Raw genomic sequence first — 16,992 nt, 5'->3', positions numbered from 1 at the left:
AAAAGTCGATTTTTAGAATATTGAAATAATACATGGCTAGAAAAACCTTTTTTTGTGTAGATGCACATACCTGTGGAAACCCAGTTCGTGTGGTTGCTGGAGGAGGACCAAATCTTATAGGTAATTCTATGAGTGATAAACGACAACATTTCCTAAAAGAATATGATTGGATTCGAAAAGGCTTGATGTTTGAGCCTCGAGGTCACGATATGATGAGTGGCAGTATTCTTTATCCCCCTACAAATCCTGAAAATGATTTTGGCATCCTTTTTATTGAAACCTCTGGTTGTTTACCTATGTGTGGTCATGGTACTATTGGAACCATCACCATTGCCATTGAAGAAGGTTTAATAAGCCCTAAAACACCTGGGGAAATCAAAATGGAAGCCCCGGCAGGTTTAGTGGAAATTGAGTATAAACAAACAGGAAAAAAGGTAGATTGGGTTAAATTAGTTAATGTAAAATCTTATTTAGCAGCTGAAGGTTTAACCGTAGAATGTCCTGAATTAGGAGAATTAACGTTTGATGTGTCTTACGGAGGTAACTTTTACGCTATTGTAGATCCGCAAAAAAACTTTAGTGGTGTTCACGATTTTACAGCTAGTCAAATTGTACAATATTCTCAAGTAGTTCGCAAACGCATCAATGAAAAGTATCCAGATATGTTTATACACCCTGAAAATGATACGATTCGAGATGTAAGTCACATGCTATGGACAGGCAATCCTATAGATCCAAACTCCTCAGGTAGAAACGCAGTTTTTTATGGAGATAAAGCTATAGATCGTTCACCTTGTGGCACAGGAACATCGGCACGTATAGCTCAACTTTATACAAAAGGTAAACTAAAGCTAGGTGAAGCATTTATTCACGAAAGCTTTATTGGTAGTAAATTTATTGGTAAAGTAGAACAGGAAACTACCCTTAATGGAAACGTAGCGATCATCCCTAGCATACAAGGTTGGGCACAAGTAACCGGCTATAACAATATCATTATTGATGATGATGACCCTTATGCTCATGGGTTTCAAGTAATTTAAAAATCTAAATAATATTGATAATAAAATGCGCTCGATAAAATTAAATTCAATTTTTCTGGCGCATTTTATGTATACCTAACAAACTAACAATGAAAAAAGTAATTATAATAGGTGCCGGAATATCAGGATTATCCTGTGCTTACTATTTAACCCAGGCAGGTTATCAGGTAACTGTATTAGATAAAGGAGAAGGCACAACAGGAGCGTCTTTCATCAATGCCGGCTATTTAACCCCTAGTCATTTTATCCCTTTGGCAGCTCCGGGAATTATCACTCAAGGTTTAAAATGGATGTTAGACAGTTCGAGCCCGTTTTATATTAAACCGAGAATAGACTTTGACTTTTTTAAATGGGGGTTGCATTTTAAAAAATCTGCTACAAAAAAAAATGTCGAACACTCCATACCTGTTTTAAAAGATTTAAACTTAAAGAGTCAGGTGCTTTTTGAAGATATGATTGATGCTCTAGATTTCAAATTTCATTATGAGAAAAAGGGAGTTCTTATGGCTTATACAAACCCTAAAAGTGAAGAAGAAGAACATGAAGTTGCTCATCGTGCCATTCAGGAAGGTTTAGATGTAACCTGTTTAAACAAAGAAGACGTACATCAGTTAGAGCCTGTTTTATCTGATAATGTTATTGGGGGTGTCCATTTTAAATGTGATTCGCACATGACACCAAATCATTTTATGGTCGATTTAAAAAAATGGTTGGAAAAAAACGGAGTTACTTTTAAAGTAAATCAGGAAGTTATAGATTTTACAACCCAAGGCAATACAATTACTTCAGTAATAACAAACAAAGCGACTTATGAAGCAAATGACTTTGTATTAGCTAGTGGTAGCTGGACAACCCCATTAGCAAAGAAACTAAATTTAAATATTCCAATACAAGGAGGTAAAGGTTATAGTATGGATGTTTACAGACATACCGGGATTACCATTCCAACCATATTAGTTGAAGCACGGTCTGCAATAACTCCGATGGATGGGTTTACACGGTTTGCGGGAACCATGGAATTTTCTGGAAATAATACTTTGGTAAGAAAAGAACGCGTTGAAGCTTTAGCTAACGCCGTAAAAACATATTACCAAGATATTGAAATTAACGAAGAAGAACGAAATAAGGCAACATCAGGCTTAAGACCAGTATCACCAGACGGGTTGCCATTTATAGGTAAAACAAGTACATTTAAAAACTTAACTATTGCAGCAGGTCATGCCATGATGGGATGGAGTTTAGGACCTATTACGGGAAAACTTGTAACGCAATTGGTTGAAGATAAGAAAACGTCGGTTAATGTTAATCCGTTATCACCTGAACGTTTTTAAGTAAATTTGAAAGATACATTACAATGACGAAATTCGGAATAGGAGGCTCTTCAATTGAAAAGGAATTAAATGCTATAACGCCAATAGCACATACAATAAAGCCCATATCAAATAGAGAATATGAAGAAAGAATAAACAAAGCTTGTTCATTAATGAAAAACCAAAATGTAGAGGCTTTATATTTAAATGCAGGAACTAATTTGCAATACTTCACAGGAACACACTGGCATGCTAGTGAACGTATGGTGGGTGCTGTTTTGTTGAAAAATGGGGACCTGCATTACATTGCTCCAAACTTTGAACGAGGCACAATAAATGATTTCATGGTTATACCTGGTGAAATTCACGGTTGGGAAGAGCATGAAAATCCTTATGAATTATTAATAAAAACACTTCTACACAACAACATAAGTAGCGGAACCATTGCAATAGATGAAAGTACACCTTTTTTTGTTTTTGAAGGTATTAATCAAGCTTCAGCTAATAATTATAATATAAAGAATGCGAAATCCATTATTGCAACATGTAGAATGGTTAAATCGCAAGCAGAAATAGATATTATACAGGCTTTGATGAATATTACATTAGAGGTGCAAAAAGCTGCAGCAAGAATTCTAAGAGTTGGTATCACAGCTCAAGAAGTTACGGATTTTATTCATGAAGCTCATAAACGTTATGGGGTAAGTTCGGGGTCTTATTTTTGTATCGTATTGTTTGGTAAAGATACCTCGTTTCCTCATGGTGTTAAGAACCCGAAGCCATTAGAAGAAAATGATATTGTTTTGGTTGATACGGGATGTTCTGTTCATGACTATATTTCAGACATTACAAGAACATACATTTTTGGAAAACCTACCGATTACCAAAGTAAAATATGGAATATAGAAAAAGGTGCTCAAATCGCGGCCTTTAGAGCTTCTACTATTGGAAATTCATGCAGTTCAGTAGACACTTCAGTAAGAAATAAAATAGAATCCAGCGGTCTTGGTCCCGATTACAATCTACCAGGTCTACCACACAGAACTGGTCACGGAATTGGTCTAGATATTCATGAGTATCCCTATATCCTTAAAGGAAATGAAACCAAGTTACAAGAAGGTTTCTGTTATAGTATTGAACCTATGATTTGTGTACCTAACGAATTTGGTATTCGTTTAGAAGACCATGTTTATATTACAAAAGAAGGACCTAAATGGTTTACTCAACCAGCTATTAGTATAGAAACCCCTTTTGGATTATAATACAGTTTTTTATTTAATAAGAAGCCTACTTTAATTTTAAGTTAAGTAGGCTTTTTTGTTTAGGTACCATTTTATCGTTGTATTGTAATAATAATCTCCTTTTAATATTAAAATCACAAATTTTTAACACATTGTATAATGTTAAGGATAATATAGTATGTATTTCAGGTAACATTACGCAGGAGTGCTTTTTTAATAATATCTAATTTTATACAAAATCAAACAAACTACTAAATGTCTAATAAATTCATAAAAATTATAGCTGTTCTATGTTGTTTTTCATCATATGGGCAAGGAACATTAAAAGAATATAAAAAAGCATTAGCCGTAGATTCTCTTTTTAGAGGTAAAGTTTACAATACACCATCAGAATTCAATTGGATGTCTAACAACAAGATGTGGTATGTTAATAATGCTAAGTTAGGTAAACAATACTATATGGTTAATCCAGACAATAGGGAACAGTATTTGTTTTTCAATCATTCAAAAATGGCTTCTGCTATTAACGAAAAGGCTAATAAACATGTAAGTGAAGATAATTTACAATTAAGAGATTTAGATTTTAATGAAGAAGATAATAGTCTTAAATTTAGTATTGAGAACTTATTGTTACGTTGTAACCTTAAAGATTATTCGGTAACTATTTTAGATACTATAAATAATAGAAACGGAAGAAATCGAGGATATTGGGGTAATCGGTTTGATGAAAATAGTAATAGACCAGTTACTTCGCCCGATAGCAGTAAATCTGCATTTATAAAAAATTTCAATCTTTATATTAAGGATAATAAAAGTGGAGAAGAAACTCAGTTAAGTTACGATGGTACAGGTGGTAACTATTATTCATCGTACATTAAATGGTCTCCCGATGGAAAGAAAATAATGGCTTACAAGGTAAAACCAGGAGAAGATCATAAAATTTATTTTGTAGAATCAAGCCCAGAAGACCAGTTACAGCCTAAATTACAATCTCGGGATTATTTAAAACCGGGTGACGAATTGTCTTTTAAAAGCCCTCAGTTATTTTTAGTTGAGACAAAAAAACATATTGAAATTCCAACTAAAACATTTAACAGTCAATACAGCCTTTCTAACATAAATTGGAGAGAAGACAGCCGTGCCTTTACTTTTGAGTATAACCAAAGAGGCCATCAGGCTTACAAAGTTATCGAAGTAAACGGACAAACAGGAGATGTGAATGTTTTAATTAACGAAACAAGTAAAACATTTATAGACTATAGTAGTAAAAAATATCGTTACGATATTGCCGATGGAAATTCTATTGTTTGGACTTCAGAGCGTGATGGTTGGAATCATATCTATCTGTATAATGGCGATGGAACTTTAAAAAGACAACTGACAAAAGGCGATTGGGTTGTAAGGAAAGTGATTCGTGTTGATGAAGAAAACAAAGAAATATATTTCACAGCAAGTGGGTTGGACAAAGACCAAGATCCTTATTTTATTCATTATTGCAAAGTAGATTTTGAAGGCAAAAACTTTACTCGGTTTACTTCAGAAAATGGAAATCATAAAGTTACATTTTCCAAAGATTATAAATACTATGTTGATCAATATTCACGTGTAGACATGCCTGCTGTATCCTTGTTAAAATCTGCCGAAAAGCAAAAAGCAATAAAGGAACTTCAAAAAGGAGATTTTACCGAACTATTAGCGCAAGGTTGGCAAGTGCCAGAAGTGTTTACCGCCAAAGGAAGAGATAGTAAGACAGATATCTGGGGTGTAATTATTAGGCCAACAACATTCGATCCAAACAAAAGTTACCCGATTATTGAATACATTTATGCAGGTCCTCACGATTCATTTGTGCCAAAAGATTTTCATGCGTATTACTGGTCAATGTCTGCTTTAGCCGAGCTAGGTTTTATTGTTGTCCAAATAGATGGTATGGGTACGTCTAATCGTTCCAAAGCATTTCACGATATCTGTTGGCAAAATTTAAAAGACGGTGGGTTTCCTGATAGAAAATTATGGATGAAGGCAGCAGCTAAAAAATATCCGTATATGAATGTCGATAAGGTTGGAATACATGGAACCTCTGCCGGTGGTCAAAATGCTGGAGCAGCTTTGGTGTTTAATTCTGATTTTTATGATGTTGCTGTAGCTTCCTGTGGATGTCATGATAATAGAATGGATAAAATGTGGTGGAATGAACAGTTCATGGGATACCCCATTGGTCCGCATTACGAAGCTTGCTCTAATGTTACAAATGCGCATCAATTAGAAGGAAACCTTATGCTAATTTTAGGAGAAGTAGACGATAACGTAGACCCTGCATCTACAATGCAATTTGTAAATGCTTTAATTAAAGCTAATAAAGATTTTGAGTTGGTCACGGTTCCCGGAATGGCACATTCCTCAGGGGGTGCCTTTGGGGAACGTAAACGCAAAGACTTTTTTGTAAAGCATTTGTTAGGTGTTAATCCTCCGTCTTGGAAAGAAATTTATAATTAAAAACTGTAGAAGTAAAAAAGAAATATTAAAGTATGAAATTGAAAAAATTATCCATTTATTTAGTTTTAGGTTTAAGCTATTTTGTACAGGCTCAGAGTGGAGACCAGATTTTGGATGGAATTGGAGAAACCGCACTTGTGTCTCGGTATGTTTTTGATGGAAATCTTAAAGATTGGTCAAGGAATAATTTACATGCAAGTGTAGAAGGGTCTGAAGCTGTATTCGTAGATGATAAAAAGTTTAAAAAAGTATTGTCTTTACAAGCCAAGAACAAATTGTATGTGTCAATTCCTGGAGAGACATTAAATAGTTTAGAATCTTTAAGTGTTTCAGGTTGGGTGAATTTGGGTTCCGAGGCTTCTAATCAATATATCTTTGATTTTGGTAAAGCTAATGGTGGTCATTTTTATTTGGTTTCAGAAGTTAAGGACGGAAAAACAAATTATCACGCAGAAATTGTTACCAAGAAAGGAAAGCAGTATGAAGTAGGTTTGTCGGCCTTGCCAACTAACACTTGGGCACACATTACAGTGGTATTTGATATATCTTCAAAAACCTTAATAACGTATACTAACGGAAAGCTATCCGGTGAAGCTAAAAACTTGGATGTAGAGTTAGAAACTCTTTTTGATAGTTCTGAAACTCCAAATAAACTTTACTTAGGAAAATCTTTAAATTCGGAAAGCACATTTTTAAATGGGAATTTGCATGATTTTAGAGTATACCGAGTGGCTTTAAGTAGGAGGCAGGTTGCTCGCATATACTACAGTGCCCTTGGCGGACAAGTTAATGAACGTCATGAAACAGATAATGATCTACCGGAATTTACAGCCGATACACCTCAATTATACATGAAGTACTTAACAGGGGTTTCGGATATTAAAGTAGAAACTACCAAAGGTGTTTTACCAAGACTACCTAGATATATTAATGGGATATACAAAGATGGTGTGATAGGACCTAAAGTACGTGTTATATGGCCGGCTCCGGTAGACAATAGTTCGGTGTTAAATATTGGTCAATATACAGTAACAGGGCATGTGTCAGGATCTGATTTACAGCCTAAAGCATTAGTAACTGTATTGAAGGAGGAAAAAGTAGAAACTCCGGATATAAAGTTAGATGTTTTTCCTTTAAATCAAGTATCATTAGATATTGATGAGCATGGTTCACAAACCAAATTTATTGAAAACCGAGATAAATTTATAAATACTTTAGCAGAAACCAATCCAGATAATTTTTTATACATGTTTAGAAATGCTTTTGGAGAGCCTCAGCCAGAAGGAGCTGAAGCATTGGGGGTTTGGGATACCCAAGAGACTAAATTACGGGGGCACGCTACAGGGCATTACTTAACAGCTATTGCTCAAGCTTATGCGAGTACGCCTTACAATAAGAATTTACAAGATAATTTTAAACAAAAGATGGATTATATGGTAAATGTTCTATATAATTTATCTCAAAAATCAGGGAAACCTGCTAAAGCCGATGGGAAGCATGTATCAAATGCAACGGCTGTACCTTTCGGGCCAGGAAAAAAAGCTTTCGATTCCGATTTAAGTACAGAAGGGATTCGTAACGATTACTGGAATTGGGGTGAAGGATTTATTAGCGCTTATCCACCAGACCAATTTATCATGTTAGAGGAGGGAGCATCTTATGGAGGACAAACAACCCAAATTTGGGCACCTTATTATACTTTACATAAAATCTTAGCTGGTTTAATAGATATTTATGATGTAAGTGGAAATAAAAAAGCTTTAGCTATAGCTGAAGGTATGGGAAGCTGGGTATATAATCGTTTATCTAAATTACCTACCGAAACTTTAATAAGTATGTGGAATAGATATATTGCAGGTGAGTTTGGTGGTATGAATGAATCTATGGCTCGTCTATATAGAATTACTGGAAACAAGGAATTTTTAGAAACGGCAAAATTATTCGACAACATTAAAGTCTTTTTTGGAGATGCTAACCATAGTCACGGATTGGCTAAGAATGTAGACACTTATAGAGGGTTACACGCTAATCAGCATATTCCTCAAATTATGGGAGCATTGGAGATGTATCGCGATTCAGAGATAGCTGACTATTTTCATATTGCCGATAATTTCTGGTATAAGACAACCAATGATTATATGTATAGTATAGGAGGGGTAGCAGGAGCGCGACATCCGGCGAATGCAGAATGTTTTACAAGTCAGCCGGCAACAATTTATGAAAATGGATTGTCTGCGGGTGGACAAAACGAAACTTGCGCAACCTATAACATGCTAAAGCTAAGTAGAAATTTATTTTTGTTTGAGCAACGTGCGGAATTAATGGATTACTATGAACGTGGGTTGTATAATCACATTTTAGCATCGGTCGCCGAAAATAGTCCCGCAAATACATATCATGTGCCACTTCGTGCAGGTTCCATTAAACAGTTTGGGAATCCTCATATGAAAGGTTTTACATGTTGTAACGGAACTGCTATTGAGAGTAGTACTAAATTACAGAACACCATTTATTTTAAAAGTTCAGATAATAAATCATTGTACGTTAACCTTTATATACCGTCAACGTTAAATTGGACCGAACGAGGAGTGACAGTGGTTCAAACTACGGCATTTCCGAAAGAGGAAAATACCCGATTAACAATTAACGGCAAAGGAAAGTTTGATGTTAAGGTACGTGTGCCGCAATGGGCAAAAAAAGGTTTTTCCGTAAAAATAAATGGTAAGACAGAAAAAGTTAATGCTATACCAGGTACCTATTTAACGTTAAATCGCAAATGGAAAAATGGAGATACTATAGATTTGGAAATGCCATTCCAGTTTCATTTAGAATCAGTAATGGATCAGCAAAATATAGCCAGTTTATTCTATGGGCCTGTGTTATTAGCTGCACAGGAGAATGAACCAAGAAAAGAGTGGCGTAAAGTAACGTTTGATGCAAAAGATATAAGTAAAACTATAGAAGGAAATCCAGAAACTTTAGAATTTACTATCGACGGTATAAGCTATAAACCATTTTATGATACTTACGGAAGACATTCCGTGTATTTGGATGTCACTCTAGAATAATGGATTTTAAATTTTAGAAAAACCCTAAACAATGAAAACAAAAATAAGTACCATCCTTTTAATATTATTTTCAATATCTATGATTAATGCAAGCGAACTTATCGATGTTATCAATTCGTATACTGCCGATAAAAGGGCGTTAGAAAAGGCTTATTTGGTGAAAGAATCAGATACCTATTATAACCGTTTATTTGAATTTTATGAAGCCTGGGATAAACAATTAAAGGCGATAAATTTTAGTGAGTTAAGCGAAGAAGGTAAAGTAGATTATATTTTATTAGATAATCTTCTAGAAAAAGAAACGTATAAGCTTACACATAAATATAAAGCTTTTAAAAAAGTGGTTCATGTGTCCGACTTTGCAGAACCATTGTATACCTTTATCAATGAAAGAAAAAGGGGTAAAGAGCCAGAATCTAAAAAATTAGCTGGAGATTTTAATACTGTAAAGCAAAAATTAACGACTAAAACAGAAGCCTTAAAAGACTCTCCTTTTGAAAATTGGATGGAAGCAGAAAAAGCTGCTGGAATAATTTCTTCACTTCAATATGGACTTCATGAGGCTTATGAATTCTATTTTAATTACGATCCAGAATTCACTTGGTGGGTGAAGGATGCTTACGCCGAATTAAACGATGCTCTAAAAACATACCGTGAGTTTTTAATGGAAAACTATAAGAAAGACAGCATTAAAGATGACGGTTCTGGAATTATTGGGCAACCCGTTGGTCGCGAAGCTTTAATTAAAGATTTAGAGTTTGAGTTCATTCCGTATTCACCAGAAGAGCTTATTAGCATGGCAGAAAAGCAATTTAACTGGTGTAAAGACGAAATGATAAAAGCTTCAAAAGAAATGGGCTTTGGAAACGATTGGAAAGCGGCCTTAGAGCACGTAAAAAACACCTACGTAGAACCGGGTAAGCAACCGCAGGCCATTAAAGATTTATACGACTATAGTGTTAATTTTATTGAAGAGCGCGATTTAATTACCATCCCGGAACTGGCTAAAGAAACCTGGGCTATGATTATGATGACGCCAGAACGTCAAAAGGTAAATCCGTTTTTTACCGGAGGATGGGAGATTAGTATTTCTTACCCAACTGTAGATATGTGTTATGAAGATAAAATGATGAGTATGCGTGGTAACAACCCTAACTTTTCATTTCCAACAGTTCAGCATGAATTACACCCAGGCCATAATCTTCAATTTTACATGAATGCGCGCCATAAAAGTTACCGTAGAGCTTTCGATACGCCATTTTGGATGGAAGGTTGGGCACTATATTGGGAAATAGCTTTGTGGAATAAGGGATTTCCTCAAACACCAGAACAAAAAATGGGTATGTTATTCTGGAGAATTCACCGTTGTGCCAGAATTGTATTTTCATTAAAGTACCAATTAGGCGAATGGACACCACAACAATGTATAGATATGTTGGTTAACGAGGTAGGTCATGAATATGCTAACGCAGAAGCCGAAGTGCGTCGTTCTTTCGCAACGAGTTACACACCGCCTTTATATCAAATGGCATATATGACTGGAGGATTACAGTTTTATGCCCTAAAAAAAGAAATGCTAGATAAAGGTTGGACAGAGAAACAATTCCATGATCGAGTGTTAAAAGAAAACTTTGTACCTGTAGAGATCTTAAGAAGTTTACTGCAAGAGAAACCATTAAAAAAAGACTTTAAATCGACTTGGAAATTTTCAACCGAGTTTAATTAAACGAATTAAGAATAAAATTATGAGAACTATAAAATATAAAATTGTCCTCGTGGCCGCCTTGTTTTACGGGGTTTATACTCAGGCTCAAGGATATTGGGATCGCTTAGAGGATAAAGAGCCTACCTTAGGTGTGGCCGATGTATATCAAAAATTTAAAACACCTAATTTTCAATTAAAATTAGTAAAAGCGTCTCAAACCATAGCAGGGCTGAGACCTTTAAAAAATTTAAATTTTGATTTTACGCCAAGTGATAGATTAGAAATTCGTGATAAAGATGGTCTGTATCATTTAGGTGATATTAATTTAAGAATAAAACAAGGAGATAACGATTGGAAAAGTTACTCCACAGCCGCTAAACGAGGAACGGTTGAGCCACTTAAAGTATCAGGAAATGTTTTAGCAGCGGCTGATTTAGCTAATACATTACCATCAGATATACCTGTAACCATAAAACGTTATTACGAGGTAATTGATGATCATCTGGTAATGCGATTCGAAATTTCAAATAAAACTTCCAGTTCTATAGAAATAGGGGCTTTAGGTATTCCTATGATTTTTAATAATATTTTGGAAGGAAAATCATTAAATGAAACACATGCACAAAATGTGTTTTTCGACCCGTACATTGGTTTAGATGCAGGATATTTAGAAGTAAAGCGTTTAAGTGGTCAAGGTCCTGCTCTTTTAGTTTTACCACAGGAGAATTTACCATTTGAAGCCTATCGTCCGTTAAACGACGATCCAACACCAAGAAGTATTGTTTTTGAAGGGTTTCATGAGTGGATGGTTTATAGTAAAGCCTATGCCGAGCAAGAATGGAAAGGTGTAAATCAATGGAATACTCCAACCTCATTAGTATTAGAGCCAGGGAAAAGCAAAAATTTTTCATTAAAATTAGTGCTTTCCGAAGGGATAGAAAGCATTCAAGCAACACTTAAAAAAGAGCAACAACCTGTTGCTACAGGAATTCCAGGCTATGTTATTCCACAAGATATAAAAGCACATTTGTTTCTTGATTATAGCAGTGATATCTCTTCAATTCATGTTGAACCTAAAGGAGCTATAAAATTAAAAGCCGACGGAATTACGGATAAGGGCGTTAAGAAATATACCGTTGAAGGAAAAACATGGGGGCGTTCAATCGTGACAATTACTTATGCAGATGGTAAAAAACAAACCATAAATTACAAGGTTATTAAACCGGAAAGTGAAGTGATTAGGGATTTTGGACATTTTTTAACAACAGAGCAATGGTTTGATGAACCAGATCCTATATTTAAAAGAAATCCTTCGGTTATTAGTTATGATTACGAAACAAAAAAACAATTAACACAAGATAGTAGAGCCTGGGTTGCCGGATTAAGTGACGAAGGTGGTGCCGGAGGTTGGTTGGCGGCTATCATGAAACAGCTTGTTCAACCCGATAAAGAGGAAATAAACAAGCTTCAAATGTTTGTAGATAGTACGCTTTGGGGAAATATTCAGTACAATGATGGAAAGAATAAATATGGCGTAAAAAAGAGTGTTTTTTACTATGAGCCAGATTCATTACCTAAAGGAACTTATAGCGATACTATTAACTATAAAACATGGGCAGCTTGGGATCATAAGCATGCTAACGATCCAGGAAGATCTTATAACTATCCGCATGTGGCAGCAGCATATTGGGTGATGTATAGATTAGCCAGATACAACGAAGGTTTAGTAGATAATCACACGTGGGACTGGTATTTAGAGCAGGCTTACCATACGGTTATTGCTATGGTAGAGCAGGCACCGTATTATGCACAGTTCGGGCAAATGGAAGGCTCTGTGTTTTTATATATTCTTAAAGATTTACAATTAGAGAATTATACAGAAATGGCTTCCGATTTAGAGGCAAGAATGAAAAATAGAGCAGATCATTGGGAAGCTTTAGAATATCCTTTCGGAAGTGAAATGCCATGGGATTCTACAGGTCAGGAAGAAGTCTATATGTGGTCTGATTATTTTGGATACCGTCATAAAGCATGGGTCACTCTTAGAGCTATTTTAGCATATATGCCAACAATGCCACACTGGGCTTATAATGGTAACGCTCGTCGTTATTGGGATTTTTTATACGGAGGAAAACTCTCTAGAGTGGAGCGTCAGATTCATCATTACGGATCATCATTAAATGCAATTCCAGTTTTAGAACAGTACAGAAAACGACCAGAAGATTTATATCTTTTAAAAGTAGGTTATGGAGGGCTTTTAGGAGGTATATCTAATATTACTCAAGACGGATTTGGGCCGGCGGCTTTTCATTCTTACCCGTCAACACTTCGAATAGATTATTTATCTGGAGATTACGGATCAGGGTTCTATGGGTATGCGGTTAATACATCATCTTACCTAACTAAAGATGAAAATCTTGGTTGGTTAGCCTTTGGAGGTAATGTGGAGCAAAAGGGAGATTTAGTAAGTGTTGAGCTCACAACCGCCGCAAAATCTAAAATATACATAGCCCCAAAGAAACTGTGGTTAACCTTAGATGCAGGAACTTTTAATAAGGTAATTTATAACTCAAAAACAGATGAAGTTACGTTGGTTTTAAATCCTAAAACCGAATTTACACCGTACGCTTATTTAAGAGTAAATAACGAAGATATTAAATTGTCTTACAGTAAAGTGAGAGGAGCTTATCAAATTCCTTTGGAAAAGAGGAGCTTAGAAGTTAAATTATAAAAGATCTATTGCTTTGTTTCAATAGAATAGTCCTTTGGTCCCCAAGCCAACCTTGTTGTGTCTTGGGGATTTTATTTAAATACCAATTATGAATAAAACCATACCATACATTTCAGATGAATTTATTGAGGAAAATTGTGATTTTAAAGCGTTAATAGAAGCTTTAAAGCAAGGGTTTTTAAGTGCCGATATTATTGTGCCTATGCGTCATCATCATGATTTTCCGAATCCTAAAGAAAATATTGATTCCACATTGTTATTAATGCCGGCTTTTAATCCGGGAAATGAGTTAGGAGTAAAAATAGCTACGGTAAGTCCTAATAATGGTAAATATAATATGCCTGCTATTCAGGGAATGTATTTATTCTTAGATGGACAAAAAGGTTCTATGAAAGCTATTTTAGAGGCAAAATCCCTCACAGCAAAACGAACAGCTACGGCCTCTGCATTAGCTAGTAGTTTTTTATCAAAAAAAGAAGCATCATCCTTGTTAATGATAGGAACAGGTGCTTTGTCTGTTAACTTAATTAAAGCTCATAGTTCGGTAAGGCCAATTAATGAGGTTTACGTTTGGGGGCGTGATTTTGAAAAGGCACAAGCAATTTGTCAGGCTTTAAATAATGAATCCTTTACCTGTACCCCGATAAAAAATATTGAAGATAAAATATCGGAGGTTGATATTATTTCCTCTGCAACTTTATCGCCAGATCCTTTAGTGTTTGGTAAGTATCTAAAACCTGGACAACATATAGACTTAGTTGGGGCGTATAAAAAAGATACACGAGAGGCAGATGATGAAGCTATTTTAAAATCGAACGTATTTGTAGATACTTATCAAGGAGGTTTGAAGGAAAGTGGAGATATCTTAATTCCTTTAACATCTGGAATATTATCAAGGGAAGATATAAAAGCAGATTTATTTGAATTATGTGGTGGTACCAAATTAGGTAGAGCTAATGATAATGATATTACACTTTTTAAATCTGTAGGTCATGCATTAGAAGATTTAATAGCGGCATCATATTTTTATGAGGTTTATAAAGGTGGTGAGTAAGTTGAATTTTGTTTTAATTTTTATAATATCAGTTGTTATTGGTTAATATTTACAAGGTATTAGCTAATAATAGCTTTAATAAAAGGTATTGGCAATTCTATATTTGTTATGTGCGGTTAGGCACTTCTTCGTTTAATTGAAGATAAATTTTTAAGCTCAGAAATAATTATGGTCAAATCAAAATTAATATATCTACACTTGTTACTAGTTTTATTTGTTGTTTCATGTAATAAAAAGAACTCAGGAAAAAATATTGTGTTAGGGTCTACTACGATTAGCAATCCTGTTTTGCCGGGTTATTATGCAGATCCTACGATTAAGAAGTTTGGTGATATTTATTATATCTATGCTACTACTGATAATGAAATGTTAGCTTCTGGAGCTCCTACTGTTTGGTATAGTAACGACTTACAAAACTGGTATAATTATACCATGGAGATTCCTTCATTAGAATCTGTTAACTTACGCAATTTCTGGGCGCCTGATATTGTTGAAGGTAAAGATGGTAAATATTATTTGTATTTCGGAAATTGTCAAGCAGGTTGTAATATTTACGGTTACGTGTCTGAAACGCCAGTAGGTCCCTGGACAAAACTTAATGAAGATGACACTCCGGTAATAGCTCACAATTATCCAAGACCAGGTTTTCCTTCGTTAGATGCCCAATTTTTCACAGATACCGATGGGAAAGTTTATGCATATTGGGGAACATGGGTGCATTATAATGGTGGATATGCCGTAGGAGAGCTAGATACCAATACAATGAAAGATATTATTAACCCGGAAAACATTCCTTTAGAGCAAACACCAAATCCTTTTGAGGCAGTGTATATGATGAAAAAGGGCGATAAATATATTTTAATGTATTCTGGAGAATCTTGTCATGACGAGACTTATAAAGTCCTTTATTCATACTCTAATTCACCTTATGGGCCATTTACTCCGGGAGAAAATAATCCTATATTAAGTTCGAATGAAGATTTAACAGTGCATGGTCCGGGACATCATTCGGTTTTAGAGGACGGTGAGGATACTTATATCGTTTACCATAAGCATGATTATCCGATGACACGTGGAGGTTTATCAAGACAGGTGTGCATTGATAGGATGATTTTCGAAAACGATTCTACAATAAAAACTGTGGTGCCGTCACTTAAAGGAATTCTACCAATTCTTCAATCTAAAGTGCCAGAGAATATCGCACATAATGCCAAAACTATGGCTTCATCTAGTTATCATTTGCAATCTTTGGATTATGATTATGTTTATGAATCGGATTTTGCTACAGATGATAACAATGCAACGATGTGGAAGGCTGAAAATAATACATCTCCACAGAGCTTAACAATAGATTTGGGAGAAACAAAAGATGTTAAGAGGGTTGCTACTCAATTTGAATTTGCCAGTTATTATTATCAGTATATTATAGAATACTCTAAAGATGGAATGGCTTGGGAAATGTATGCCGATAAGGCTAAAAATTACACCTCAGGAAGCCCAATGATTGATGATAATGATGTGGAAGCACGTTATATAAAGTTAACGATACTAGCAACAGAGAAAGCAGGACTTCTTCCTGCTGTATGGAATATTAAAGTTTATAGTGAGTTATTTGAAATTCCATTACAACTTAAGAATAAGCCTTCAACAACATTACCTGCTTCTAAAAGTGCTTATGAAAAAATTATTGATATTACAGCAGAGTCTGTGGTACAAGAAACGTTAACAAGCGTTAAGAATATGGGAACACTTTCTGGTGTTTTTTCAAAACAAGGCAATGTAGGCGTTATTATAGATAAGGAAACAGGGAAAAAGGCATTCGAATTTACCAAAGGGGCATTGATATTAGATAAAGAAGTTCCGGAAAATTTATCATGGAACGGATCTTTTACTGTAGCAACTTGGGTTAAAAACCCTGAAATTTCTAATCAAGGAGAAATTCTTGCTTCATGGTGTAATCGTTTTAAATATGGTTTGGCTAATAGTTATAACGCTTTAGCATATAATAGTGGTCCTTATGGTGCGGCAGCACATTTAGACGGTCATTTCGATATGGCTTATAAAAATTTACCAACAGAGAATCAATGGCACTATATAGTTCTAACATTTGATGGTGTTGTTGAAAAGATATATGTAGATGGTGTGCTCGATAATTCCCAAAATATGCTATTATCTTCCGCTATTGAAAATGCGAAGTTTATTGTTGGTTCCTCTGATATTGGAGAGCATTTTTCTGGACTGATGACATCGTTTGAAATGTATGACTATGCGATAGATGAAGAAGAAATTTTGAAGCAATTTAAAAGCAGACAATACTAATTGATTTATTATTAGGGTTTTAAATTGG

General features: G+C 35.0%; 9 protein-coding genes. All 9 read left to right on the top strand.

The window, feature by feature from the left end; all coding sequences use genetic code 11:
* Positions 1 to 32 precede the first annotated feature (32 nt).
* The 9 genes from RBH94_RS14335 to RBH94_RS14295 all read left to right on the top strand — a co-directional run bounded on the left by RBH94_RS14335 (position 33) and on the right by RBH94_RS14295 (position 16,964).
* Positions 33 to 1,040 (top strand): 4-hydroxyproline epimerase, encoded by a 1,008-nt coding sequence (locus RBH94_RS14335; protein ID WP_307881527.1) that lies wholly within the window; start codon positions 33 to 35, stop codon positions 1,038 to 1,040.
* Between the two features lie 89 nt (positions 1,041 to 1,129).
* On the top strand, positions 1,130 to 2,371 hold the full coding sequence (locus tag RBH94_RS14330) for an FAD-binding oxidoreductase (protein WP_307881526.1): 1,242 nt from the start codon (positions 1,130 to 1,132) through the stop codon (positions 2,369 to 2,371).
* A 23-nt stretch (positions 2,372 to 2,394) separates the two neighbouring features.
* Positions 2,395 to 3,612, top strand: coding sequence for a Xaa-Pro peptidase family protein (locus RBH94_RS14325; protein ID WP_307881525.1), 1,218 nt, complete (start codon positions 2,395 to 2,397; stop codon positions 3,610 to 3,612).
* A 234-nt stretch (positions 3,613 to 3,846) separates the two neighbouring features.
* A complete protein-coding gene (locus RBH94_RS14320) occupies positions 3,847 to 6,087 on the top strand; it encodes a S9 family peptidase (protein WP_307881524.1) in 2,241 nt (746 codons plus the stop codon).
* A 32-nt stretch (positions 6,088 to 6,119) separates the two neighbouring features.
* On the top strand, positions 6,120 to 9,155 hold the full coding sequence (locus RBH94_RS14315) for a beta-L-arabinofuranosidase domain-containing protein (RefSeq protein WP_307881523.1): 3,036 nt from the start codon (positions 6,120 to 6,122) through the stop codon (positions 9,153 to 9,155).
* Positions 9,156 to 9,186: 31 nt separating this feature from the next.
* On the top strand, positions 9,187 to 10,881 hold the full coding sequence (locus tag RBH94_RS14310) for a DUF885 family protein (protein WP_307881522.1): 1,695 nt from the start codon (positions 9,187 to 9,189) through the stop codon (positions 10,879 to 10,881).
* A 19-nt stretch (positions 10,882 to 10,900) separates the two neighbouring features.
* A complete protein-coding gene (locus RBH94_RS14305; protein ID WP_307881521.1) occupies positions 10,901 to 13,591 on the top strand; it encodes a DUF5695 domain-containing protein in 2,691 nt (896 codons plus the stop codon).
* Between the two features lie 88 nt (positions 13,592 to 13,679).
* Positions 13,680 to 14,645, top strand: a complete 966-nt coding sequence (locus RBH94_RS14300; RefSeq protein WP_307881520.1) for an ornithine cyclodeaminase family protein — start codon at positions 13,680 to 13,682, stop codon at positions 14,643 to 14,645.
* Positions 14,646 to 14,843: 198 nt separating this feature from the next.
* Entirely contained in the window at positions 14,844 to 16,964 is a 2,121-nt protein-coding gene (locus RBH94_RS14295) for a family 43 glycosylhydrolase (protein WP_307881519.1), read from the top strand.
* Positions 16,965 to 16,992 lie beyond the last annotated feature (28 nt).

Origin of the sequence: Aestuariibaculum sp. YM273 (assembly GCF_030908365.1) — a bacterium.
In the GTDB taxonomy this organism is placed as follows: Bacteria; Bacteroidota; Bacteroidia; order Flavobacteriales; family Flavobacteriaceae; genus Aestuariibaculum; species Aestuariibaculum marinum.
This window is presented reverse-complemented; position numbering and strand designations above follow the sequence as displayed.

What these genes read in the sequence shown, in the direction of transcription:
- RBH94_RS14305 (WP_307881521.1), top strand. Translation starts at nt 10,901, where the DNA reads ATGAGAACTATAAAATATAAAATTGTCCTCGTGGCCGCCTTGTTTTAC.
- RBH94_RS14325 (WP_307881525.1), top strand. Translation starts at nt 2,395, where the DNA reads ATGACGAAATTCGGAATAGGAGGCTCTTCAATTGAAAAGGAATTAAAT.
- RBH94_RS14300 (WP_307881520.1), top strand. Translation starts at nt 13,680, where the DNA reads ATGAATAAAACCATACCATACATTTCAGATGAATTTATTGAGGAAAAT.
- RBH94_RS14335 (WP_307881527.1), top strand. Translation starts at nt 33, where the DNA reads ATGGCTAGAAAAACCTTTTTTTGTGTAGATGCACATACCTGTGGAAAC.
- RBH94_RS14330 (WP_307881526.1), top strand. Translation starts at nt 1,130, where the DNA reads ATGAAAAAAGTAATTATAATAGGTGCCGGAATATCAGGATTATCCTGT.
- RBH94_RS14310 (WP_307881522.1), top strand. Translation starts at nt 9,187, where the DNA reads ATGAAAACAAAAATAAGTACCATCCTTTTAATATTATTTTCAATATCT.
- RBH94_RS14320 (WP_307881524.1), top strand. Translation starts at nt 3,847, where the DNA reads ATGTCTAATAAATTCATAAAAATTATAGCTGTTCTATGTTGTTTTTCA.
- RBH94_RS14315 (WP_307881523.1), top strand. Translation starts at nt 6,120, where the DNA reads ATGAAATTGAAAAAATTATCCATTTATTTAGTTTTAGGTTTAAGCTAT.